The organism is Microbacterium sp. CPCC 204701 (assembly GCF_004010105.1).
Taxonomy (GTDB): Bacteria; Actinomycetota; Actinomycetes; order Actinomycetales; family Microbacteriaceae; genus Microbacterium.
The window spans coordinates 1-23,715 of the sequence record NZ_RRYE01000018.1 but is presented as its reverse complement, the minus strand read 5'-3'; the positions used below and the strand labels follow the sequence as shown (position 1 = coordinate 23,715).

The 23,715-nt window shown below is 69.6% G+C and carries 24 protein-coding genes, 1 tRNA gene and 1 pseudogene; 6 read left to right on the top strand and 20 right to left on the bottom strand.

Annotation, left to right across the window (positions count from 1 at the left end):
* From EIO58_RS03090 to EIO58_RS03060, 7 genes are all read right to left on the bottom strand, one after another.
* A partial coding sequence (locus EIO58_RS03090) for a sugar phosphate isomerase/epimerase family protein (RefSeq protein ID WP_164861510.1) occupies positions 1-915 on the bottom strand: 915 nt, incomplete at its 3' end.
* A 33-nt stretch (positions 916-948) separates the two neighbouring features.
* Positions 949-2,094, bottom strand: coding sequence for a Gfo/Idh/MocA family protein (locus EIO58_RS03085; protein WP_127818230.1), 1,146 nt, complete (start codon positions 2,092-2,094; stop codon positions 949-951).
* A gap of 91 nt (positions 2,095-2,185) precedes the next feature.
* Positions 2,186-3,070: a sugar phosphate isomerase/epimerase family protein gene (locus EIO58_RS03080; protein ID WP_127818226.1), complete on the bottom strand. Its 885-nt coding sequence runs from the start codon at positions 3,068-3,070 to the stop codon at positions 2,186-2,188.
* Between the two features lie 63 nt (positions 3,071-3,133).
* Positions 3,134-4,333 carry a substrate-binding domain-containing protein gene (locus tag EIO58_RS03075; protein WP_446723862.1) on the bottom strand — a complete coding sequence of 400 codons (1,200 nt, stop codon included), beginning with the start codon at positions 4,331-4,333 and terminating at the stop codon, positions 3,134-3,136.
* Between the two features lie 38 nt (positions 4,334-4,371).
* A complete protein-coding gene (locus tag EIO58_RS03070) occupies positions 4,372-5,439 on the bottom strand; it encodes an ABC transporter permease (RefSeq protein WP_127818224.1) in 1,068 nt (355 codons plus the stop codon).
* Entirely contained in the window at positions 5,436-6,536 is a 1,101-nt protein-coding gene (locus EIO58_RS03065; protein ID WP_127818223.1) for an ABC transporter permease, read from the bottom strand. Before EIO58_RS03065 ends, EIO58_RS03070 begins: the two co-directional genes overlap by 4 nt.
* A complete protein-coding gene (locus EIO58_RS03060; RefSeq protein ID WP_240658540.1) occupies positions 6,533-8,125 on the bottom strand; it encodes a sugar ABC transporter ATP-binding protein in 1,593 nt (530 codons plus the stop codon). Before EIO58_RS03060 ends, EIO58_RS03065 begins: the two co-directional genes overlap by 4 nt.
* Positions 8,126-8,337: 212 nt before the next feature.
* Here EIO58_RS03060 and EIO58_RS03055 point away from each other — a divergent pair, with 212 nt between their 5' ends.
* A complete protein-coding gene (locus EIO58_RS03055; RefSeq protein ID WP_127818228.1) occupies positions 8,338-9,528 on the top strand; it encodes an ROK family transcriptional regulator in 1,191 nt (396 codons plus the stop codon).
* A gap of 153 nt (positions 9,529-9,681) precedes the next feature.
* The gene (locus tag EIO58_RS03050; RefSeq protein WP_127818222.1) at positions 9,682-10,713 is read left to right on the top strand and encodes an NADP-dependent oxidoreductase; all 1,032 of its coding nucleotides are present in this window, start codon (positions 9,682-9,684) and stop codon (positions 10,711-10,713) included.
* 12 nt (positions 10,714-10,725) lie between these two features.
* Here EIO58_RS03050 and EIO58_RS03045 read toward each other — a convergent pair whose 3' ends face one another.
* Positions 10,726-11,619 carry a LysR family transcriptional regulator ArgP gene (locus EIO58_RS03045; protein ID WP_127818221.1) on the bottom strand — a complete coding sequence of 298 codons (894 nt, stop codon included), beginning with the start codon at positions 11,617-11,619 and terminating at the stop codon, positions 10,726-10,728.
* Between the two features lie 71 nt (positions 11,620-11,690).
* Between EIO58_RS03045 and lysE the strand changes: the two genes are divergently transcribed.
* On the top strand, positions 11,691-12,503 hold the full coding sequence (gene lysE, locus EIO58_RS03040; protein WP_127818220.1) for an L-lysine exporter: 813 nt from the start codon (positions 11,691-11,693) through the stop codon (positions 12,501-12,503).
* A gap of 38 nt (positions 12,504-12,541) precedes the next feature.
* Positions 12,542-12,817, top strand: coding sequence for an acylphosphatase (locus EIO58_RS03035; protein WP_127818219.1), 276 nt, complete (start codon positions 12,542-12,544; stop codon positions 12,815-12,817).
* Between the two features lie 3 nt (positions 12,818-12,820).
* Here EIO58_RS03035 and EIO58_RS03030 read toward each other — a convergent pair whose 3' ends face one another.
* The 8 genes from EIO58_RS03030 to EIO58_RS02995 all read right to left on the bottom strand — a co-directional run bounded on the left by EIO58_RS03030 (position 12,821) and on the right by EIO58_RS02995 (position 18,184).
* Positions 12,821-13,636 (bottom strand): amino acid ABC transporter ATP-binding protein, encoded by an 816-nt coding sequence (locus EIO58_RS03030; protein WP_127818218.1) that lies wholly within the window; start codon positions 13,634-13,636, stop codon positions 12,821-12,823.
* Positions 13,623-14,294: an amino acid ABC transporter permease gene (locus tag EIO58_RS03025; RefSeq protein WP_127818217.1), complete on the bottom strand. Its 672-nt coding sequence runs from the start codon at positions 14,292-14,294 to the stop codon at positions 13,623-13,625. The genes EIO58_RS03030 and EIO58_RS03025 overlap by 14 nt, the downstream gene beginning before the upstream one ends.
* Before the next feature lie 68 nt (positions 14,295-14,362).
* Positions 14,363-15,166 (bottom strand): amino acid ABC transporter substrate-binding protein, encoded by an 804-nt coding sequence (locus tag EIO58_RS03020; protein ID WP_127818216.1) that lies wholly within the window; start codon positions 15,164-15,166, stop codon positions 14,363-14,365.
* A 197-nt stretch (positions 15,167-15,363) separates the two neighbouring features.
* Positions 15,364-16,056, bottom strand: a complete 693-nt coding sequence (gene rplA / locus EIO58_RS03015) for a 50S ribosomal protein L1 (RefSeq protein WP_127818215.1) — start codon at positions 16,054-16,056, stop codon at positions 15,364-15,366.
* A gap of 14 nt (positions 16,057-16,070) precedes the next feature.
* Positions 16,071-16,502, bottom strand: a complete 432-nt coding sequence (rplK, locus tag EIO58_RS03010; protein ID WP_127818214.1) for a 50S ribosomal protein L11 — start codon at positions 16,500-16,502, stop codon at positions 16,071-16,073.
* A gap of 122 nt (positions 16,503-16,624) precedes the next feature.
* Complete coding sequence (nusG, locus tag EIO58_RS03005; RefSeq protein ID WP_127818213.1) at positions 16,625-17,662, bottom strand: transcription termination/antitermination protein NusG; 1,038 nt, start codon at positions 17,660-17,662, stop codon at positions 16,625-16,627.
* A gap of 86 nt (positions 17,663-17,748) precedes the next feature.
* On the bottom strand, positions 17,749-18,018 hold the full coding sequence (gene secE / locus EIO58_RS03000; RefSeq protein WP_127818227.1) for a preprotein translocase subunit SecE: 270 nt from the start codon (positions 18,016-18,018) through the stop codon (positions 17,749-17,751).
* Positions 18,019-18,111: 93 nt separating this feature from the next.
* A tRNA-Trp gene (locus EIO58_RS02995) sits at positions 18,112-18,184 on the bottom strand.
* A 171-nt stretch (positions 18,185-18,355) separates the two neighbouring features.
* Between EIO58_RS02995 and EIO58_RS02990 the strand changes: the two genes are divergently transcribed.
* A complete protein-coding gene (locus EIO58_RS02990; protein WP_127818212.1) occupies positions 18,356-18,970 on the top strand; it encodes a hypothetical protein in 615 nt (204 codons plus the stop codon).
* A 17-nt stretch (positions 18,971-18,987) separates the two neighbouring features.
* Here the strand turns inward: EIO58_RS02990 and EIO58_RS02985 are convergent, their stop codons facing one another.
* The 4 genes from EIO58_RS02985 to gabT form a co-directional block, all read right to left on the bottom strand.
* A complete protein-coding gene (locus EIO58_RS02985; protein WP_127818211.1) occupies positions 18,988-20,352 on the bottom strand; it encodes an NAD-dependent succinate-semialdehyde dehydrogenase in 1,365 nt (454 codons plus the stop codon).
* A gap of 29 nt (positions 20,353-20,381) precedes the next feature.
* The gene (locus EIO58_RS18635) at positions 20,382-20,519 is read right to left on the bottom strand and encodes a hypothetical protein (RefSeq protein WP_164861509.1); all 138 of its coding nucleotides are present in this window, start codon (positions 20,517-20,519) and stop codon (positions 20,382-20,384) included.
* Complete coding sequence (locus tag EIO58_RS02980; RefSeq protein ID WP_127818210.1) at positions 20,516-21,877, bottom strand: flavin monoamine oxidase family protein; 1,362 nt, start codon at positions 21,875-21,877, stop codon at positions 20,516-20,518. Before EIO58_RS02980 ends, EIO58_RS18635 begins: the two co-directional genes overlap by 4 nt.
* A 166-nt stretch (positions 21,878-22,043) precedes the next feature.
* Entirely contained in the window at positions 22,044-23,402 is a 1,359-nt protein-coding gene (gabT, locus tag EIO58_RS02975; protein ID WP_127818209.1) for a 4-aminobutyrate--2-oxoglutarate transaminase, read from the bottom strand.
* Positions 23,403-23,495: 93 nt separating this feature from the next.
* Here gabT and EIO58_RS02970 point away from each other — a divergent pair.
* Positions 23,496-23,715 (top strand): annotated as a pseudogene (locus tag EIO58_RS02970) (PucR family transcriptional regulator ligand-binding domain-containing protein); the annotation flags it as partial.

The following is a 23,715-nucleotide window of genomic DNA, read 5'->3' as shown; positions in this document are numbered from 1 at the left end:
GCCGACCAGGCGGTCCATGCCGGCATCCTCCCACTCCACCGAGAGGGGTCCGTCGTAGCCGATCGCGTTGAGCATGCGGAAGGCGTCCTCCCACGGCACGTCGCCGTGACCGGTGGAGATGAAGTCCCAGCCGCGTCGCGGGTCGGCCCACGCCAGGTGCGACGCTAGCCGGCCGTTGCGGCCGTTGAGGCGCTTTTTCGTGTCCTTGCAGTGCACGTGGTAGATGCGGTCCTGGAAGTCCCACAGGAACCCGACCGGGTCGAGGTCCTGCCACACCATGTGCGAGGGGTCCCAGTTCAGGCCGAACGTCTCGCGGTGACCGATCGCCTCGAGAGTCCGCTCGGTGCTCCAGTAGTCGTACGCGATCTCGGACGGGTGCACCTCGTGCGCGAAGCGCACGCCCACCTCGTCGAACACGTCGAGGATCGGGTGGAAGCGCTCCGCGAAGTCGCGGTAGCCGGCTTCCACCCACGCCTCCGACGCCGGGGGGAACATGGCCACGGCCTTCCAGATCGACGAGCCGGTGAAGCCCGTCACCGTCTTCACGCCGAGCCTGGCCGCCATCCGCGCGGTGAGCTTCATCTCTTCGGCCGCGCGCTGACGCACGCCCTCGGGGTCGCCGTCACCCCACACGCGATCGTTCAGGATGTCGCGGTGTCGCTGGTCGATCGGATCGTCGCACACCGCCTGCCCGGCGAGGTGGTTCGAGATCGTGTGCACCTTCAGTCCGTTGCGCTCGAGGATGTCGAGCCGGCCCTGCACGTAGGCGTCGTCGTCCCACCTCGACACATCGAGGTGATCGCCCCACGAAGCGATCTCGAGTCCGTCGTAGCCCCATCCGCCCGCGAGCCGAGCCACCTCTTCGAACGGCAGGTCGGCCCACTGGCCCGTGAACAGAGTGATCGGTCGCGTCATCGCGAACGCCTTTCGTCGTAGGAATGCCGGCGCTCAACCGGCGATGGGGGTCCAGACGCTTCCCGCCGCCGAACTGCGCTCCACGCCGTCGAGCACGCGCTGCACGTGGAGACCGTCGGCGAAGGACGGGCGAGGCTGCGAGCCCTCGTCGATGGCCGCGACGAAGTCCCGCACCTGGTGTGAGAAGCCGTGCTCGTAGCCGAGCATATGGCCGGTCGGCCACCACGGCGCAAGGTACGGGTGGTCGTGCTCGGTGACGAGGATGCGGCGGAAGCCCTGCTCGAGCTCGGGCTGCGTGGCGTCGTAGTACTCCAGCTCGTTCAGGCGCTCCAGGTCGAACGCGAGCCCGCCGGTCGACCCCGAGATCTCGATCCGCAGCGCGTTCTTGCGTCCGGTGCGGAATCGCGTCGCCTCGAACGAGGCCAGCGCGCCCGACTGGAGTCTCCCGGTGAAGAGGGCGACGTCGTCGACGGTGACTTCGCCGCGCTCGCTCGACGCGGTGCCCGAGAGTCCGACCCCCTCGCCCAGCAGCGGTCGCTCGGCGACCAGGGTCTCGAGGATGCCCGACACCGACGTCACCTTCTGGCCGGTGATGTACTCGGTGAGATCGACGGCGTGCGCGCCGATGTCGCCGAGCGCGCCGGATCCCGCGAGCTCCTTCTTGAGGCGCCACGTGAGCGGGGCCTCGGGGTCCATGAGCCAGTCCTGCAGGTACTCGGCCCGCACCTGGCGGATCTCGCCGATCCGGCCGGACGCGACGAGGTCGCGGGCGAACGTCGTGGCGGGGACGCGACGGTACGTGAAGCCGACCATCGAGCACACGCCGCGCGCGGCGGCGGCGACCGCGGCGCGGTCCATGGCCTCGGCCTCGGCGACGGTGTTGGCGAGCGGCTTCTCGCACAGCACGTGCTTTCCGGCCTCGAGCGCGGCGATGGCGATCTCGGCGTGCGTGTCGCCGGGGGTGACGATGTCGACGATGTCGATGTCGGCACGCGCGATGACCTCGCGCCAGTCGGTGGCGCTCTCGTCCCACCCCCACTTGCGGGCGGATGCCGCGGTCGCTTCGGCGCTGCGGCCGACCACGACGGTCATCTCGGGCTGTCGGGGAAGGTCGAAGAATCGCGGGGCGACTCGCCACCCCTGGGAATGTGCGGCGCCCATGAAGCCGTGGCCGACCATGGCGACGCGTAGCGTATCGGTCAACGTCGTGATCCTCTCTCTTTCGCGACGTTCCATCGAAGTCCCGTGCATCCCACGGCCGCGGCCGCGGTCATACGGGTGCTCCGGTCGACGCAGCCCGACGCTCGGCCTGCAACCCGCTGAGATAAGCCAGCGACCGCTCTGCGAGCGCATCCTGGGAAGACGCCAGCGGACGCCACACCGATGCCGCTACCGCGATGGTCGCGTTCTCGCCGGTGAAGCTCTCCACGCCCAGGATGCCTTCGTAGCCGGCCGCGTCGAGGGCATCGAGAACCGATGGCCAGTCCATGTGGTCATCGCCCACAGCGCCCCGATCGGTGCCGCACACCTGGACGTGGGCGATGTGCCCGGCAGCCGCTCGGATCGCGGAACCCGGTCTCTTCTCCTCGATGTTGAGATGGTACGTGTCCAGGGCGAGGCCGAGCCCGGGACCGAGAAGTGGAGTGAGTGCCTCCAGAGCCTGCTCGACGGTGTTGATGAAGCTCGTCTCGTAGCGGTTGAGTGGCTCGACGGCAAGAGCGACTCCGAGCCCTGCAGCCTCTTCGACCAGGGGACGGAGGTTGCGTCGCAGCTCGGCCGACGCGATGACGCGTTCTTCAGGCGCCATACGCCACGTCACGCCGGTGGGGGCATAGAACGGCCCCGCCACGACGGAAGCTCCGACGGCGACGGCCGCCGCCATGCAGGAGCGCAGGTACGCCTGAGTGCCCGCGACGTTTCCCGCACGATCGACGAGGGACCGCCCGGGGCCCATCGCCCCGATGACGACGGGAACGAGGTCAAGTGCTCCGAGCAGGTCGTGGGTGCGCAGGGGGTCCCAGTCTCCTGCGTTCTCGAGCGGCAGCTCGATCGCACCGAAGCCCATCTCGGCCACGCGCGGCGCGAGCTCAGCGAGAGAGGCGTCGGTCAGGGGCGAAGTCCACACCCAGGTGTTGACGCCGATCGTGCGCTCCATGTCGTCCTTTCGAACGCGATGGCTCCTGCCCCACCGGGGCGGGGCAGGAGCCATCGCCGGTGGTTACGGAATCTGGCGCTCCTGCCAGACCTCCGGGTATCCCGGCAGGTTCTCGCCGCCGAACTTCGCGTAGTGCCCGTCGGGCATGCCCTCGTTGGCCTCGAGCCACTGGTCGAGCTCACCGGCTTCGATCGGCACCTGCGGCAGCACCCACTCCTTCGGAACCTCTTCGCCGGCGAAGATCTTCTGCACCGCGAGGAGTGGCGTGCGCCACTGGAAGTTCGAGTAGACCGGGGCAAGACCGGTCAGGCCCGTCTCCTTCCACTTGCGCAGGAAGCTCATCTCGTCCTCACCGGTCATGACCGGGTAGTCGACGCCGGCGTCCTCGAACGCCTCGATCGCAGCGACGGCGCCGTCACCGGCATCCATCCAGATGCCTGCCACGTCACCCGTGGCGAGTTCGTCCGAGATGATGCTCTTGATCTCGGCGGGGTCGGCACCGGTGAAGTAGTCGACCGCTTCGATGCCGGCCTCCTCGAACATGTACTCGGCCGCGGCCCAGCGCTGCTCGAGGACGTCGACGCCCGGCAGGATGCGCAGGCCCACGACCTTGTCGCCCTCTTCGAGGTTGTCGATGAGGAACTGCGCGGTGTCGATACCCCACGCGAATCCGCCGATCGGGTGGATGAACGTCACCGGACAATCGGTTTCGACGCCGCGGTCGAACACGATGACGGGCTTGCCCGTCTCACACGCCCGCTCGACGGCCGGCGTCATGGCGGCGGTGCTGTTGGGCGAGATGATGAAGACGTCGCAGTCGCCCTCCGAGATGAAGTAGTCGATGTCGGCGATCTGCGTGTCGTCGGAGTCCTGCGCGTCGCGCGTCTCCATCTCGCTGATGACGCCCTGCTCCTGCAGCACCTGCAGCTGCTGGTTCATCGTGATCCAGCCGGTCTGGCGCCACGGGTTCGAGATGGACGCGTTGGCGAAGCATGCCTTCTTGGCACCGGGGCTGGCGTACTGCGAGGTGTCGACCATCTCGGCGTCGATGTACTGCAGGTAGGGCTCGTCCTCCGGACCCTCCGGCACGACCTCCCGCTGGGCCATCTGCGTGTCGAACAGCTCCTGGTCGAACCACTCGTTGGCGCCGCCGTCCTCGGTCGGCGCCCCAGTCCCGTCGGGCGGAGCCACATTCGGATCGGTCGTGCACCCGGCGAGGGCGATGAGGCCGATGAGCGCCACCGAGGCGGTGGCGATCTTCATTGATCGTCGCATTGCGAGTCTCCTGTCGTTCTCTGGCTTCAGTTTTCTGTGATGCCCTCAGTGGCGAGGGCCGGTGATGCGGACGCCTCGGCGCCATCGGGCGCGTCGGGTCTCTTCCCCGAATCGGGTGAAGCGGTTGGCGCCGAGCCTCGGCGGCGGGACCGGAAGATCAGCCCCGAGTACGCGACGGCGGCGATGATGATGAAGCCCTGGACGGCGTCGCGCAGCGACGACGGCACCCCGGCGATGTTCAGCAGCAGGAACAAGGCCTCGAGCACGAATGCGCCGGCGACGGCAGCCACGATCCATCCCCGGCCGCCGCCGAGCACCACGCCGCCGAGCACCACGGCGGTGATCGCGATGAACTCGTAGCCTCTGCCGACCGAGGGGTGCACTCCGGCGTAGCCCACCAGCAGCACGGCCGACACGGTCGCCGACAGCGACGAGATCATGAACGCCTGCGTGGTGATCCACCAGTCGCGCGCTCCCGAGTAGCGGGTCGCGCGAGCATTGTCGCCGATCGCGATCAGCAACTTGCCCAGCGGCCGCTTGGTGATCCAGGTGCCCAGCGCGAGCCACGCCGCCAGGACCAGCACCGACCACGGCAGAAAGTCGATGAGCGGGATGTCGCGGATGCCGCCGCGCCCGATCTGGCGGAAGCTGTCGGCCGGATTCCCCGTCGCCGCGCCCCCCGTCCACCACAGGACCAGCCCCAGGAGGGCCAGCATCATGCCCAGCGTGACGATGAACGACGGCACCTTCAGCAGCGTCGTGAGCAGACCGTTGACCACGCCCACGAACAGCCCGAGGACGATCATGAGGCACAGCACCGGAACGGTGCGCGAGTCGTCCTCGCCGACGAGGTTGCCCGCGACGATCACCTGCGCGGTGATGAGTGAGCCCTGCGACAGGTCGAACTCCCCCGCGACGATCACGAAGTACTGGCCGATCGCGACGATCGCCACCGGCGCGACGCGCTGGATGTAGCGCATGATCTGGCCGGGCTCGGCGAAGTTCGGATTCAGGATGATCACCGCGGCGAGCAGGATCACCAGCAGCAGGAACACCGCACCGCGCGGGCTCACCAGCGTCTTCAGAAAGCTCACCGCGCACCTCCTCCAGACGCGGCGCGGCCCTCGGTCGCATCGGCCTCCGCCTCGAGGGCGTGGGATGCCGCGGCCATGGCGGGTGCGGCGGCCTCCGCCGCGGCATCCCCGCCCGTCCTCGTTCCTCCTGGACCGAACCGAGTCCGGCGCCGCACGATCGCACGACGGCTGTAGACGGCGACCGCGGCGACGATCACGATGCCGCGCACGACGTCCTTGAGGAACGGGTTCACCTGCATCACGCTCATGACGTTGTCGACGACCGCGAAGATCGCGACGCCGCCGATCGTGCCCCAGATCGATCCGCGGCCGCCGAGCAGCAGCGTGCCACCAAGCACCACCGCCGCGATCGAAAGGAGCGCGTACCCGCCTTGCTGGCCCACGGTCGGGCTGCCGACGCCGAGCCGGCTCGCGAGGAGCAGACCGGCGAGGCCCGCGAACACCGAGCACAGCACGTGCGCCGCCACCAGCGGGCGACGGGTCCGCACGCCCGACAGTCGTGCGACCTCGGGGTCGCCGCCGACGGCGAACAGATGCGCGCCCGTCCGCGTGCGGTCGAGCAGGAACCACACGAGCACGGCGAGCGCGATCATGATGAGGGTCGAGACCGGGACGGGACCGACCCCGGTGGCGCCGATGAGCTGGAACTCCCACGGCACCGACCCGGCGCTGCCCTGGAAGTTGGAGTTGAGCACGCCCTGCAGGATCAACCCGACGCCGAGCGTGGCGATGAACCCGTTCACCTTGAGCACGGTCACGATGAGGCCGTTGGCGAGGCCGATCGCCGCGCACAGGAGCAGGGTGAGGGTGACAGCCCATGGGATGTTCGCAGGATCGCCCCTCATCGTCGTGGCGGCGATGAGGCTCGCGAGGCTCATGACGTAGGTGACGGAGAGGTCGAGCGAGGCGCCGAGGATCACGAGCGTCTGCCCGATCGCGACGAGGCCCAGCACGCTCATGCCGGTGAGGATGTCGCGGATGTTGCCGGGGCTGAAGAAGCTGCGGCCGACGGTCGCGACCAGGATCGCGCCGACGGCGATCACGAGGATCAGGATGCCGAGCACGATCACGCTCGAATCGACATGGATGCGCTTCATGCGCTGCTTCCCTCGACATCGGCGCCGTGGTGCGAGACGGGCCCGTGCCCGGGGGCGTCGGAGTCGCTCGTGTGCGAGCCTGTCGCCGCAGCGAGCACGTCGTGCTCCGCCGAGCCGGCCGGAAGCTCGGCGGCCAGCTCGCCGTCGCGCATCACCAGGATCCGATCGCTCATGCCGATCACCTCGGGCAGTTCGCTCGAGACCATGAGCACTGCCTTGCCCTCGGCGGCGAGTTGGCGCATGAGCTGGTAGACCGCGACCTTGGCGCCCACGTCGATGCCGCGCGTCGGCTCGTCGAACAGCACGATCTGGGGTTCTGCGACCAGCCACTTGGCCAGCACGACCTTCTGCTGATTGCCGCCGGAGAGAAAGCGCACCTCCTGATCGACGCCCCGCGACGACACCTCGAGCGAACTCAGGATGCCAGGCACCTGCTTTCGCGCCGCGCCGGTGCGGCGCGAGAACACGCTGCGCACGACGAGCAGGCCGTTGTCGAGGACTGACTGCCCGAGTGCGAGGCCCTGCGCCTTGCGGTCTTCGGTGACCAGCGCCAGACCCGCCCTCACCGCGGCACGAGCACTCGCGAAGCGGGCGGGCCGGCCGTCGAGGAGGACCCGGCCACGCGTGAATCCGTGGACGCCGAAGATGGCCTCGACCAGTTCGGTGCGCCCCGATCCCTGCAGTCCGGCGACGCCGACGATCTCCCCGGCACGCAGGGCCAGCGAGACGCCGTCGACGAACTCGTTGCCGCAGTCCTGCAGCTCCAGGCGCACGTCGCCCACCGTCGTCCCGGCCACCGGCGCCGGGAAATAGGACTGGATCGGCCGGCCCACCATGCGACGGACCAGTTCCGCGCTCGTGAGGTCGGCTGCGGCATCCGTCGACACCAGAGCCCCGTCTTTCAGGATCGTGATCGAGTCGCACAGGTCGAAGATCTCCTTCAGCCGGTGCGAGACGTAGACGACCGCGACGCCGCGCGCCGCGAGACGGCGGATGATCGCGTACAGCAGCTCGACCTCGTGGTCGCTGAGGGCCGCGGTGGGCTCGTCCATCGAGATGACCCGGGCGTCGAACGAGAGCGCCTTGACGATCTCGACGATCTGCTGCTCGGCGACGGTCAGCGAACCCACGCGCACCGACGGATCGATGAACGAGACACCGAGGTCTTCGAGGAGCGCGCGCGTTCGGCGGACCATGCCCTTCTTGTCGATGAATCCCGCTTTGCGCGGCTCGCGCCCCAGGAACACGTTCTGCGCGACGCTGCGTTCGGGAAGGAGGTTGAACTCCTGGAAGACGGTGACCAGTCCCGCGTCCATCGCCTGTCGCGGGTGCGTGAACGTCACCTGACGGCCCTCGAACTCCACGATCCCTTCGTCGGTCTGGTAGACCCCTGCCAGGATCTTCATGAGGGTGGACTTCCCGGCGCCGTTCTCTCCGACGAGGCCGTGGACCTCACCCCGCCGGACGGTCATGTCGATGCCGGAGAGGACGCGGACGCCGAAGAACGACTTCGAGATCCCGCGCGCCTGCAGCACGATGTCTGTCTCGCCCTGCGGCACCGGAGCGTCAGCGAGCATGGTGTCGCTCATCGGTCACCTCGATCCGGGTGCGACTGCTCCGCTTCGAGACGGCATCGAGTCCGGCGCGGATGGTCCCGGCGCCGGTGTCGGTGACATCCATTGTCATGGGGACGAGTGTGACATGCCCGACCGGACTTTTGCTAGAGGGTCGTCAAAAGTGATCTTTCCGTGACATGAAGTCGAATGCGGACGACACCGAAGTGCTGTGCTTTACTGTCGCCATGGTCGACGCAGGGCGCGCCACGGGAACCGCCAACCCCGGTGCAGGAGAGATCTTCCAGATCCTGCGTGACGGTCGCGCGCGTACGAAGGCCGAACTGGCCATGCTCACCGGACTCGCACGCTCGACCGTGTCGGGGCGCGTGGACGCCCTGCTGTCCGCCGGCCTCGTGCGTCCGGCAGGCGAAGCGGTATCGACCGGCGGACGACCCCCGGCTCGCGTCGCGTTCAACCCGGAAGCGGGTGTCGTCCTGGCCGTCGATCTGGGCGCGACCCACGCGACGGTGGCTGTCGCCGACCTCGCCGCGAACATCCTCACCGCCAACACCCACCCCCTCGACATCGCAGACGGGCCCGAGCGTGTGCTCGACTCGGTGATCGCCGAAGGCGCGAGCCTGCTCGAGGGTCGCGGCACCTCGACCTCGCAGCTCGTCGGCGTCGGCATCGGAGTGCCCGGACCCGTCGAGCACTCGACCGGTCGCCCCACGAACCCCCCCATCATGCCCGGCTGGGACCGCTTCGACGTGCCGCACTATGTGCAGCGCGCGTTCGACGTGCCGGTGCTCGTCGACAACGATGTGAACATCCTCGCGCTCGGCGAGCAGGCGCTCAGCTGGCCGGGCGTCTCGGACCTGATCTTCGTCAAGGTCGCCACCGGCATCGGCGCGGGCATCATCTCGGGCGGCGCGCTGCAGCGCGGCGCCCAGGGGTCGGCGGGCGACATGGGGCACGTACAGGTGCCCTACAGCCACGACTCGCCTCGCCCTCCCGGCGACGAGCGCGACCTGGAGGCCATCGCCAGCGGCACCGCGATTGCGGCAGACCTTCGAGCGCAGGGCATTCCCGCGAGCGGCAGCTCGGACGTCGTGACGCTCGTGCGTGCAGGCCACCCTGCAGCGATCTCGGCGACCCGGCAAGCCGGGCGCGAGGTCGGCGAGGTGCTCGCCACCGTCGTGAACATGCTCAATCCGTCGGTGATCGTGATCGGCGGAAGCGTCGCGCGGGCCGGCGAGCACCTCCTCGCCGGCGTGCGAGAGGTCGTCTACCGCCGGTCCATCCCCCTCGCGACCCAGCATCTCGGCATCGTCCAGTCGCAGGCCGGCGAGACCGCGGGCGTGCTCGGCGCCGCGATCATGGTCACGCAGCAGGTCCTTTCTCCGGCCGCCGTCGACGCCCGCGCCGCGCGCGCATGAGCCCGCGTCGCAGCCCGTGGCCGTGCGGCGGGTACGTGGCGCGCTTTGCCATGCGGTAGCACCCGCGTAACACGGCCGAGACAAATTCGCGGTTGACTGGCCTCACCGAGGCAGAGTGGTGCCGACGACGACACGCACTCGGAGGGAGCGCGCATGAGATTCCGACCGTTGCGATCGGCACCGGCGCCCGCCGCCGAAGGGATCACCGTGCCCGAGCCGCCGTCCGACATGAGGGCGATGGTGATCGACGGCCCCGGGGGTCCCGACGCGCTGCGCGCGGCATCCGTCCCCGTCCCCTCGCCCGTGCTGAGCGAGGTGCTCGTGCGGGTGATCGCGGCCGGTGTCAACCCGATCGACGCGAAGACCCGCGCGGGCGCGGGCGTCTCTGCCGCCATCGGCGCCTACCCGGCGACGCTCGGCTACGACTTCAGCGGGATCGTCGTGAAGAGCCCCTACGAGTCGCATCCGCTCCCGCCGGGCACCGCCGTGTTCGGCATGGCGTCGTTCCCCCGCTCGGCCGGGACGTACGCCGAGTACGCGGTCGTGCCGTCGCTGTCGGTGGCGCGCAAGCCCGGCGCGCTGTCGCACGTCGAGGCGGCCGGCATGCCGCTGGCCGCCCTCACCGCGTGGGGACTCGTCGTCGAGACGGCCCGCGCCCACGAAGGCCAGCGGATGCTGATCCACGCCGGGAGCGGCGGCGTCGGGCACTTCGCGGTGCAGCTCGCGACGTACTTCGGCGCGCACGTGACCGTGACGTCGTCGGCGCGCAACACGTCCTGGCTGCGCGAGCTCGGCGCGGCGGTCGTGATCGACTACACGACGACCCGCTTCGAGGAGGTCGTCGCCGACGTCGACGTGGTGATCGACCTCGTCGGGAACGTGGCGGGCGACACCGGCACGCGCTCGCTGCGGGTGCTGCGGCCCGGCGGGATGTACATCCTCGTCCCGACCGGCGGGTGGCCCGGGTACGCCGCGGCGGCCGCCGCCGCGGGTGTACGCGCGACGTCGTACAAGGTGACCCCCGACGGCGGCGCCCTCGCCACGATCGCGCGGCTCGTGGACTCCGGCGCGGTGCAGGTCTACATCGACACCGTGTTCGACCTCACCGACGCCGCCGCCGCGCACCGCCGGCTCGAGGAGGGACACACGCGCGGAAAACTCGTGCTGCGGGTGAGCGACGACTGACGTCTCGGTTCGTCAGCGCACCGGCGCGAGCACGCGGCGACCCTCGGTCACGACCTCGTCGGCGATCGCGTCGAGCAGCGGCGAGCGCAGGTTCCACTGCTGCCAGTGCAGCATGACGTCGACCGGCTCGCCGCCGAGGAGCACCAGCTCGCCGCGCTCGATCGCCTCGTGCGACTGGAAGCGCGGCAGCATCGCCCAGCCGAGGCCCAGCCGCACCGCAGTCGCGAAATCGTTCGACGCCGGCACGTAGTGCCGCGGCGGACGCACCGGTTCGATCCCCTGGGACTCCAGCCAGACGTTCTGCAGGTCGTCGCGCCGGTCGAAGTCGACGAGCGGCGCGTCGACGAGCCCTCGCGCGGGATCGTCGGCGAGCCAGCGCTCGACATACCCGGGGGTCGCGACCGCCTCGTACCGCATCGCGCCGAGCGTCGAGACGCGGCATCCGGCCACCGGCGCGCCGCGCGAGGTCACGGCGCCCATGACGGCGCCCGACTCGAGCAGCCCGGCGGTGAAGTCCTGGTCGTCGCGGTGCAGATCGAAGACGACCGGATGCCGCTGCGACAGGCGCGCGAGCGGCTCGAGGAACCACGTGGCCAGCGAGTCGGCGTTGACTGCGAGCGGCACGCTGATGCGGGCGCCGTCGGCGGGGTCGTCGCCCAGCTCGACGAGTGTGTCGTGCTCGAGCAGCGCCGCCTGCCGGGCGAGGCGGATCACGGCGGCGCCGGCATCCGTCGCCCGCACCGGCTTCGAGCGCACCAGCACGAGCCTGCCCAGCTGCTCTTCGAGAGCCTTGATTCGCTGGCTGACCGCTGACGGCGTGATGTGCAGGCGGCGCGCGGCCGCGTCGAGGGTGCCCTCGTCGACGGCGGCGGCGAGGGTCTCGGCGAGTTCGAAAGGAATGCGCATCTTCAGTCACGCTAATGCTACTGAAGAAGCTTCAGCTGGACTACGGATGCCGCCGCTCATAGCGTTGGAGCATGCTCTCCCCCGTTCTCGCAGGCCTAGGCCTCGGCTTCTCGCTCATCGTCGCGATCGGCGCCCAGAACCTGTTCGTGCTGCGCCAGGGACTGCGGCGCGAGCACGTGCTCGCGGTCGCGGCGATCTGCGCGATCTCAGACGCGGTGCTCATCGTGCTGGGCGTCTCGGGGATCGGGCTCGTGCTCCAGGCCGTGCCGTGGCTCGTCGACGTCGTGCGGTGGGCCGGGGCGCTGTTCCTGGTGACGTATGGGGTGCTCGCCGCACGCCGGGCCTGGCGGCCGTCGGGGCAGACGCTGAACGCGGAAACGACGGTTCCCGCGGCTGGGCCCACACGGCCGGAGGCTCCGCCCGACGCGCCAGCGGCGGGTGGAGGGGCCGTGGGGACCGTTCCCGCGTGCCGGAGGGAACGTGCCCCCGCAGGTGTTCGGTTCGCAGGACGATCGGCGCCATCGGCCTCCGACACGCCGTCGACGCGCCCGGGATCGCGAGTTCCTCCTGCGAGCCGAACCGCCGCATCGCGCACACGACTGCTGCCGGTGGTCCTCACCTGTCTCGCGTTGACGTGGCTCAACCCGCACGTGTATCTCGACACGGTCTTCCTGCTCGGCACGGTCGCGAACACTCATGGCGACCAGCGCTGGCTGTTCGCGGCCGGTGCAGTGGCCGCGAGCTTCGTCTGGTTCTTCGGCCTCGCCTTCGGCGCGCGTCTGCTCGGCCGGTGGCTGTCGACCCCGCGCGCGTGGCGGATCCTCGACGCCGTCATCGCCGTGGTGATGATCGCGCTCGGCGTCTCGCTCGTGCTTCCTCACTGACCTGGCCTGCGACGCCCGGTGCACGGCACGATGGAGGCATGAGGCGTGTTCACGTCGTCGTCCGCGGCGAGGTCCAAGGGGTGGGGTACCGCTACACGATGCGCATCGTCGCGCGTGAGGCCGGCGCGTCGGGCTGGGTGCGCAACCGCCGTGACGGCGCCGTCGAGGCGGAGGTCGAGGGCACGGACGCACAGGTCGACGAGGTGCTCGCGTGGATGGCCGAAGGCCCCCCGGGGTCGCACGTCGAGACCGCAGCGGTGACGGATGCCTCGCTCACCGGCGAGCGCGGCTTCGAGGTGCGCCCGACCGCGTGAGGCTCAGTCGTCGAGCGGATGCAGGATCCGCTCGACGAATCGGCGCGTGCGCTCCTGCTGAGGAGCGGTGAACAGCTGCTTCGGGGCCCCTCGCTCGACGATCACGCCGTGATCGAAGAACAGCACCTCGTCGGCCACCTGCCGCGCGAAGCCGAGCTCGTGCGTCACTATCACCATCGTCCAGCCCTCGTCGGCGAGCTCCTTCAGCACGGTGAGCACCTCGCCGACGAGCTCGGGGTCGAGCGCGCTCGTCGGCTCGTCGAAGAGCAGGAGCTGCGGCCGGAGGGCGAGGGCGCGCACGATCCCGACGCGCTGCTGCTGGCCGCCCGACAGTTCGAACGGGTAGGCGTCGCGCTTCTCGATCAGTCCGACCCGCTCGAGCAGCGCCTCGGCGTTCGCGACCGCCTCGGCCTTCGGCACGCGATGCGCGTGCACCGGGCCCTCGATGACGTTCTGGAGCACCGTGCGGTGCGGGAACAGGTTGTGGTGCTGGAACACCATCGCGGACCGGTCGCGCAGCGCCGCGCGCTGGGCCTTCGACACGGGCGCCGAGAAGTCCAGGGTCGGGCCGCCGTCGACCTCGACGACGCCGGCATCCGGCGTCTCGAGCCCGTTGAGCGAGCGCAGGACGGTGGTCTTGCCCGAACCGCTCGGCCCGATCAGCACGACGACCTCGCCGCGACGCACCGAGAACTCGACGCCGTCGAGCACGCGGTTGGCGCCGAAGCTCTTGGTGAGCCCGCTCACTCGCAGGAGCGGTCGATCGTCGGCGGGGGCGGGCGGCGCGAGCGGGTCACCGGGGAGGTCAGTGGGCGACATAGCGGTCGAGTCTCCTCTCCACGGCACTCTGCCCGGTCGAGAGGATCAGGCAGAACACCCAGTAGATCAGCGCCGCCTCGAGGTAGATCACCATGAACTCGAACGTGAATGCGGCGATCTCCTGCGCCTTGCGGAACAGCTCCGAGACGAGGATGAGCGATGCCAGAGAAGTGTCCTTCACGAGCGAGATGAACGTGTTCGACAGCGGCGGCACCGACACGCGGGCCGCCTGCGGCAGGACGACGCGCGCGAGCGTGTGGGTGTGCGAGAACCCGACCGTGTGGGCAGCCTCCCACTGGCCCTTGGGCACCGACAGGATCGCGGCGCGGATCACCTCGGCGGCGTATCCGCCGACGTTCAGCGAGAACGCGATGATCGCGGCCGGCCACGGGTCGATGACGACCCCGATCGACGGAAGGCCGTAGAAGATCACGAACAGCTGCACGAGCAGCGGCGTGCCCCGGATCACCGAGACGTAGAACCGCGCGATGTTCGAGACGATCGGGTTCGACGACAGCCGCATGAGGGCGACGACCAGCGCCAGGACCAGCCCGATCGCGAACGACGCGAGGGCGAGGGGGATGGTGCCCGTGAGGCCTGCACCGAGCAGCGGCCAGAACGAGTCGGCGACGAGGGTCCAGGTGTCCGATTGATCCATCGGCGTTCCTTCCCGCGGAGGGCGGCGGGCGGGCGCCGGGCCGGGCGCCGGCGACCGCGGCGAACGGACTACTGCGTGACGTCGGCCCCGAAGTACTTCTCGCTGATCTCGGCGAGCACGCCCTCATCACGCAGCTCGGCGAGAGCCTTGTCCACCGCCTCGACGAGCGCGGACTTGTCCCTCGTGAAGGCGAACGCGTTGTACGCCGGGTCGTCGGTCTCGGCGGCGATCTTGAGGCCGGTCGGTCCCTCGCTCTTCTCGTAGTCGAGGAAGGTCAGGCTGTCGTTGATCGTCGCGTCGACGCGACCCTGCTGCAGCAGCGCGACCGCCTGCGCCCAGCCCTCGACAGCCTCGATGTCGGCGCCGCTGTCCTGGGCGAGCTCGTACCAGTTGCTGGTCAGCGACTGCGCGGTGGTCTTGCCCTCGAGGTCGGCGAAGCTCGTGATCGAGTCGTCGTCCTCGGGCACGACGATCACGCCCGGTGAGACGGTGTACGGCTCGCTGAAGAGGTACTTCTCCTCGCGCTCGGGGTTGATCGAGACCTGGTTCGCGATGACGTCGAAGCGTCCGGCGTCCAGGCCCGTGAAGATCGCGTCCCACTGGGTCTCCTGGAACACGACCTCGAGCCCGAGCCTGTCGGCGACCGCCTCCGCGATCTCGACGTCGAACCCGACAAGTTCTCCCGACTCGTCGTGGAACGTGAACGGGCGGTAGGTCCCCTCGGTCGCGACCGTCAGGGTTCCCGCGGTGACCAGCCCGAAATCGTCCCCCTCGCCTGACGCGGCGGGGTCGGCGGGAGCTCCGCTGCTGCAGGCGGTGAGGGCCAGAGCGGCGACGGCGGTCAGAACAAGGGCGGTGATGCGGCGCGACATAGATGTTTCCTGTGATGCGGGGCTGCGGTCGGGGTGGCCGCGATGGACATTCCAGTAGAACACGGCCCGCGCCGCGCGGCCTCGTCGTGTGACGTTCCGTTGCTCCGCGCCGAGGCGTGGGCCACGGCGGCGAGCTCGGCGAACACGACGAAGGCCCCACCCGGACGGGTGAGGCCTTCGTACGGTGCTCGCGAGCGTCAGGCGATCGCGTTGACGTCCAGCGGGATGCCGGGGCCGAACGTGGTCGACACGGCGCCCTTCTGGATGTAGCGGCCCTTCGAGCTCGAGGGCTTCAGACGCACGATCTCTTCGAGCGCGGCGTTGAGGTTCTCGTCCAGCTGCTCCTGCGAGAACGAGGCCTTGCCGACGACGAAGTGCACGTTGGCGTGCTTGTCGACGCGGAACTCGATCTTTCCGCCCTTGATCTCTTCCACGGCCTTGGCCGGGTTGGGGGTCACGGTGCCGGTCTTCGGGTTCGGCATGAGACCGCGGGGGCCCAGCACCTTTCCGAGACGACCGACCTGACCCATGAGCTCGGGCGTCGAGACGGCCGCGTCGAACGCGGTCCAGCCGCCGGCGACCTTCTCGATGAGCTCGGCGCCGCCGACCTCGTCGGCACCCGCGGCGATCGCGGCCTCAGCGGCCGGACCCGTCGCGAACACGATGACGCGGGCGGTCTTGCCGGTGCCGTGCGGGAGGATGACGGTGCCGCGCACCATCTGGTCGGCCTTGCGCGGGTCGACCGAGAGCTTGAGCGCGACCTCGACGGTGGCGTCGAATCTCGCCGAACCGGTCTGCTTGGCGAGGGCGACGGCCTCGGTGGGCGTGTAGAACTTGTCCGCCTCGATCTTGGCGGCAGCGGCCTGGTAGGCCTTGGACTTGGTAGCCATTGTTCCTATCCCCCTCAGCCCTCGACCGTGATGCCCATGGAACGAGCGGTGCCGGCGATGATCGCCGAGGCGGCCTCGATGTCGTTCGCGTTGAGGTCGGGCATCTTCGTCTCTGCGATCTGACGGACCTGGTCCTTCGAGAGCTTGCCGACCTTCGCGGTGTGCGGGGTCTGCGAGCCCTTCTGGACGCCGGCTGCCTTCTTGATGAGCTCGGCGGCCGGCGGGGTCTTCAGGATGAACGTGAAGCTGCGGTCCTCGTAGACGGTGATCTCCACGGGGATGACGTTGCCGCGCTGCGACTCGGTCGCGGCGTTGTACGCCTTGCAGAACTCCATGATGTTGACGCCATGCTGACCGAGCGCGGGGCCGATCGGCGGCGCCGGGTTGGCGGCGCCGGCGTTGATCTGGAGCTTGATCAGGCCGGTCACCTTCTTCTTCGGTGCCATTCTCTTTCCTTTCATCGAACGGATGCCGGGGCATCGGTTCTCCCGCGAATCCGGCGGTTCCGGAACGCGGTGTCGATCACGCGCACTCAGGGCGCGCGCGCAAACCTCTAGATCTTACCAGGTCACAGCTTGGTGACCTGGTCGAAGCTGAGCTCGACCGGCGTCTCGCGCTCGAAGAGCGAGACCAGGACGGTGAGCTTGCCGCTCTCGGGCTTGATCTCGCTGATCGTGCCGGGCAGGCCCGCGAACGAGCCTTCCTTGATCGTGATCGTCTCGCCGACCTCGAAGTCGACCTCGGCGGGAATGGCGCGAGTCGCGGCGGCTGCGCCCTTCTTGGCGGTCCCGCCCTTCGCGGTGGCCACCTCCTTGACCTCGACGAGGCTCTTCAGCATGTTGAAGGCCTCCTCGAAGCGCAGCGGCGTCGGGTTGTGCGCGTTGCCCACGAAGCCGGTGACGCCCGGCGTGTGACGCACGACAGACCAGGTGTCTTCGTTGAGTTCCATGCGCACGAGCACGTAGCCGGGAATGCGGACGCGCGTGACCATCTTGCGCTGCCCGTTCTTGATCTCGACGACGTCCTCCATCGGGACCTCGATCTGGTAGATCTCCTCCTCGACCTCGAGCGTCGACTTGCGCTGCTCGATGTTCGCCTTCACCTTGCGCTCGAAGCCGGCGTACGAGTGGATCACGTACCACTTGCCCGGGAGCGAGCGCAGCTCGGCGCGGAAGGCCTCGTACGGGTCCTCCTCCTCGTCGTCACCGGACTCGTCGTCGGAGTCGGCCGCCGCGTCGTCCTCGTCGCCGTTCACGTCGGGGCCGTCGTACGGGGCCACCTCGTCGGCGGCCTCGGCTTCACGCTCGGCCACCTCCTCCGCGATGGAGTCGTTGATGACCTCGGCCGCAGCCTCGGTCTCGGCCGTCTCGTCGAGATTCAGCGCGTCGTTCACGATCGCATCCGCCTCCGGGTCGTCGATATCGATGTCGTCCATGCCGGCGTCGTCCTCGTCGTTGTCGTCGACGATGTGGATCGCGACGTGCTCGGCGGCCTCGACCGACCGCTCTTCCGCCGCGAGGACGTTGCCTTCCTGCGCCTCGTCGTCCTCCGAGGACTGCTCGGCAGCCGTCGCCCAATCGGCGTCGTCGACATATCTTTCAGTCACGTTGAGTTCTTCTCTTCCGTTCCGTCCGCGGCGACCTGAGGTCCGCCCGGGTCACGCTCCTCGTGTCACACGGGAGGGGTCGGCGTTCAGGCGCCCGGCACTCCGAAGACGTACGCGGCGATCCACACGAACAGCACGTCGAGGCCGTAGACGATCGCCATCATGACGACGACGAAGCCGAGCACCACGCCCGTGTACTTCAGCAGCTCCTGGCGCGTCGGGGTGACGACCTTGCGGAGCTCGGCGAAGACCTGACGGATGAACAGGGCGATGCGCGCGAAAACGTTCGGCTTCTTCTCGCGGGGTCCGCTCGCCCCCGTGGGGACGACCTCGCCCTGCGGCTCGTCCTGAACCATCGATGCCACCTGATTACCTTCCGTGGGCCGACGGGAGTCGACACACTGTGTTGTCAACCACCGGAGACTGTGCGCCGGTGTTGCGCTGACGCGCAGGGCGGACAGGAATCGAACCTGCAACCTGCGGTTTTGGAGACCGCTGCTCTGCCAATTGAGCTACCGCCCTAGAGACCCTGGAGGCCTCGGAAACCCGCACTCTTCTCCTGACACCTGAGCGAGAGGAGGCCTGCTTCGCTGGTCTCGGACCGGCGGGCACGGCGAAAGATTGCAGACTTCAACTGCACGATCCAGTGTACGGCATGCCCGCTGAGGCCGCGAACCCGCCTAGCATGCCGCCATGGCCATCACTCAGTCGCTCCTCGACGAGCTCTGGGACTTCTCGGACGCCGCCGGCTCCGAGGCGCGGCTGCGCGACGCTCGGGAAGAACAGACGGATGCCGCGGACCGCGCCGAGCTCGACACCCAGGTCGCGCGGGCGCTGGGCCTTCAGGAGCGGTTCGCCGAGGCGCACGCGATCCTCGACCGCATCGACGTCTCGGACGACGCCCTCGCCGCGCGCGCAGCCCTCGAGCGGGGGCGGCTGCACAACTCCGCCGGCGACCACGAAGGGGCCGTGGCGTACTTCCTCGCGGCGGCGGATGCGGCATCCCGAGCCGGACGCGTGTTCCTGCAGGTCGACGCGCTCCACATGCTCGCGATCGCCGAGCCGGCACAGGCGGGGGAATGGACCGAAGCGGCACTGGCGGTGCTGGAGGACGTCGACGACCCGCGCACGCTGCGCTGGCGAGTGTCGCTGCACAACAACGCCGGCTGGGCGCACGTCGACGCCCGTCGCTTCGCCGAGGCGCTCGCCTCGTTCGAGCGCTCACGGGATGCCGCGGCCCGCTGGGGCACGCCGCAGCAGGTTATCTGGGCCGACGAGGCCATCGCCGAGGCCCGCTCGCGCCTCTGACGCGGGCCCGGTAGGTGCTACGGGGCGACGCGGATGAGCTTCTTGTTCACGAACTCGTCGGCGGCCAAGAGCCCCATCTCGCGGGAGGTGCCGGAGCGCTTGACGCCGCCGAAGGGCAGCTCGGGCGAGTCGGCGAGCACGATGTTCACGTAGACCATGCCCGCGTCGATCCTGTTCGCCATGCGTTCGGCCTGCTCGGGGTCGGTCGTGTAGACGTACGAACCGAGGCCGAAGCTGGTGTCGTTGGCGACCTTCACCGCCTCGTCCTCGTCGGCGACCTTGTAGACCACTCCCGCCGGGCCGAACAGCTCCTCACGGTAGACGTCCATGTCGGGCGTGACGTCGGTGAGCACCGTCGGCTCGTAGAACGCGCCGTCGCGATTGCCGCCGGCGACGAGCTTCGCGCCCTGCGCCACGGCGCGGTCGACCTGCTCCTGCAGACGCTCCGCCGCCGCAAGCGACGACAGCGGCCCGAGCATGGTGTCGTCGGCGAACGGGTCGCCCATCTTCGCCGCCGTCATCGCCTCGGTGAACTTCTCGAGGAAGGCGTCGTAGAGGCCCTCCTGCACGATGAAGCGCTTGGGGGCGTTGCACGACTGGCCGTTGTTGTCCATGCGCGCCTCGACCGCTGCGGCGACGGTCCCGTCGAGGTCGTCGGTCGACAGCACGATGAAGGGGTCGGAGCCGCCGAGCTCGAGCGCGACCTTCTTGAGGTTCTGGCCGGCGAGCGCCGCGACGGCGGACCCTGCCCGCTCCGACCCGGTCACCGAGACGCCCTGCACGCGGCGGTCGGCGATGATCGTGGCGGCCTGATCGTTGGTCGCGTAGACGTTGGTGTAGATGCCGTCGCCGAGTCCGGCATCCGCATACATCTTCTCGATGGCCGCCGCCGACTCGGGGCACTGCGGGGCGTGCTTGAGCAGGATCGTGTTGCCGACCACGACGTTGGGCGCCGCGAAGCGAGCGACCTGGTAGTACGGGAAGTTCCACGGCATGATGCCGAGCAGGGCACCCAGCGGCGAGCGGCGGATGACCGCGGTGCCCTCGCCCTGGATCTCGATCGGCTGATCCGCCGTGATCGTCTCGGCGTGGTCGGCGTAGTACTCGGTGATGTCGGCGGCGAAGTCGACCTCGCCGAGCGCCGCCGAGAGGGGCTTGCCCATCTCGCGCACGATGATCGCGGCGAGCTCGTCCCGGCGCTCGCGGTGCAGGTCGGCCACCTTGCGGATACGCGCCGCGCGCTCGGCTACCGGCACGTCGCGCCACGCGCGGTAGGCGGCATCCGCCCCCGCGATCGCGGCCTCGAGGGCCTCGTCGGTGATGGCCGGATACGTGGCCAGGGTCTCGCCCGTGGCCGGGTTGACGACGGCGTAGTCGCTCATATCAGTTGTCTCCGATCGGATCGGTGGTTTCAGTCTGCCGCGACGCGGCCCGCGCGTCGAAGGCTTTCGGACGCTTCGAGACCGAGTGTCCCGCGGCGGAAGAAGGCCGGACGCTCGATCGCGACGGCGTCGGTCGCGGTGTAGCCGACGACGCTGCGCGCGCTCATCGGCCGGCTGCCTCGAGGATGTTCGTCGCGACGAGGCGCCCCATGCGGATCGCGCCGTCGACGTGCTGGTACCCGGCGCCGGCCATGTCGCTGCACGCGAAGTGGATCGGGCCGACCGGGGCGCGCAGGTCCGCTCCGTAGCGCGCCAGACCGCCGAGGTCGAAGCTCGCGGCGTACGCGCCGCGGGTCCACTCCTCGGCGCCCCAATCGCTCTCGAAGTACACCAGCGGGTTCAGCGCCTCGGGTCCGTAGTAGCGCGACAGCGACTCCAGGATGCGCTGCTTGCGCTCCTCGGCCGACACGCGGAACAGGTCGTCGGCGTCGCGGTCCGACACGAACCCGACAAGGGTTCCGCGCTCGTCGCCGTGGTTGGTGTTGTCGTACGCCTCGTGTGCGATCGCGTACGGGCTGAACGCGGTGCCCGACAGCCCCTGCTCACGCCAGAACGGCCGGTCGTAGACCGCGTGCACCTTGATCACGAAGCCCATCGAGATGTGCTGGTGCATCTGCTGCTTGAGGCGTGGGAGCGGGGGCATGAACTCGATCCAGGGGTAGAGGATCGGGGCGTGCGCGAGCACGACGTACCGCGCCCGCACCTCGAGGCCCTTGTCGGTGATGACGCCCACGCCGTCGTCCGACCGGTGCACCTCGTTGACCGGCTGCCCGAGCAGGATGTCGTCGCCCAGGCGCTCGGCGAGCAGCAGCGGCACCTGCTGGAGGCCGCCCACCACGCGCTCGTCGAGGATGAAGTCGGCGTCGACGAGGTGCGAGAAGCTGCCGGCGCTCGCCGCCATGAGCAGGGCCTGCAGCGTCGAGAACGCGTACGCCGGCTTGGTGAGCATCGCCCCGGCGATGAAGAGGGCGATGTTGTCGCGCGCCTCCTGGTCGTCGGTCTGCTCCTGGAGCCAGGCCTCGAACGAGACCCGGTCGAGCTCCTCGGCGTCGGGGTGCTCCCACGGCCGGTCGGGATCGACCTCGGCGACCATGCGGTCGAGCAGCTCGATGAGCCGTACGATCTCCTTCGCGGTGTCGGGGGCGACCGGGAAGATCTCGCCCGTGAACCGCTTGAGCTCGCCATCCCTGCCGATGTACAGCGAGTCGCCCTCGCGGTAGCGCCGGTAGGTCTCGAGCCCCATCTCGGCCAGCGTCTCTTTCAGCGCGCTTTGGTCGGGCGAGACCCACTGACCGCCGATCTCGAGCATGGCGCCGTCGACGACGTCGGTCCACAGGCGCCCGCCGACGCGGTCGCGGGCCTCGAGCACGACCACTGACAGCCCCGCCTTCCTCAGCTCGTTGGCTGCCGTGAGGCCGGCTGCGCCGGCTCCGACGATCGCGACGTCGCGGGTCAGCGCGGTCATTCGAACTCCTCGGGTCGGGTCGGCGCGCCGCCTCGAGCGCGGGCAAGGCGGGGTTGCGGCATCCATGTCCCGAACCCGCTCGCACGCGCCGCTTCCAGCGACCGACATCGGGACTTGACGGCGAGTTGTCGGGACACGGATGCCGGGCGCATGGGATGCCGGAGGATCAGGCCGCGGCGAGCGCTGCGGCGACGACGTCCAGACCCTCGTGGAGCAGGTCGTCGCCGATCGAGAGCGGCGGCAGGAAGCGGATCACGTTCCCGTACGTCCCGCACGTGAGCACGATGACGCCCTGCGCGATCGACGCCTTCGCGACGGCGGCGGTGAGCCCGGCATCCGGCTCGCCCGTCGCGGGATCGACGAACTCGGCGGCGACCATCGCACCGTGGCCGCGCACGTCGCCGACGCGAGGGTCGGCGGCTTGCAGGGCGCCGAGGCGACCCTGGAGGATCGCGCCGATCTCGCGTGCGCGCTTGACCATTCCGTCGTTCTCGAACACGTCGATCGCGGCGAGGGCCGCCGCGCAGGCGATCGGGTTGCCGCCGTAGGTGCCGCCGAGGCCGCCCGCGTGCGCGGCATCCATGATCTCGGCCCGTCCGGTCACGGCCGCGAGCGGCAGACCGCCCGCGATGCCCTTGGCCGTCGTGATGAGGTCGGGCACGATGCCGAACACCTCGCTGGCGAACATCTCGCCCGTGCGGGCGAAGCCGGTCTGGATCTCGTCGGCGATGAACACCACCTCGTTCGCACGGCACCACTCGACGATCGCCGGGAGGAACCCGTCGGCGGGGACGATGAACCCGCCCTCGCCCTGGATCGGCTCGATGACGACGGCGGCGAGGTTGTCGGCGCCGACCTGCTTGTCGATGACCGAGATCGCCTTCTCGGCGGCTTCGGGTCCCGAGAGTCCGTCACGGAACGGGTACGACAGCGGCGCCCGGTAGACCTCCGACGCGAACGGGCCGAACCCGTGCTTGTACGGCATCGACTTGGCCGTGAGCGCCATCGTGAGATTGGTGCGGCCGTGGTAGCCGTGGTCGAACGCGACGACGGCCGGCTTGCCGGTGTGCTTGCGCGCGATCTTCACGGCGTTCTCGACTGCCTCGGCGCCCGAGTTGAACAGCGCGCTCTTCTTTGCGTGGTCGCCCGGAGTGATGCGGTTGAGGGCCTCGGCGACCGAGACGTAGGAGTCGTAGGGCGCGATCATGAAGCACGTGTGCGTGAACTGGGCGACCTGCTCCTGCACGGCGGCGACGACCTTCGGATGCGCGTTGCCGATGGTGGTGACGGCGATGCCCGAGCCGAGGTCGATGAGCGAGTTGCCGTCGGCATCGACGACGACCCCGCCGCCGGCGGCGACCGCGTGGACCGGCGCGGTGTGACCCACCCCCGCGGCGACGGCGGCGGCCTTGCGGTCGAGGAGCTCCTGCGAGCGCGGACCCGGGATGGCGGTGACGAGGCGCCGCTCCTGCGGAAGCGTCGGACCGCCCAGCGGAACGTCGATGAGGGTTGCTGCGCTGCTCATGGCGGCGAGCGTATGCGGCGGCGCACCCCCCTCGCACCTTCCCGGCTGTACATTCTCTATAGCCCGCTATACAACCCGTACACCCGGAGGACGATGGACGCCGCCGCTGACGCCCCGACGCTGCGGGCGCTGCTCGCGCGTCGGGATCTCGGGCTGACGCTCGCCGACCCCCGGTCGCTCGAACCCGGTGCCCTGGATCGCTCGATCCGCTGGGTGCACAGCTCGGACCTGCCGGACCCGACGCCGTTCCTCTCAGAGGGACTCGTGCTGCTGACGACGGGCACGCAGTTCCCGCGCCCTGACGACGCCGGCG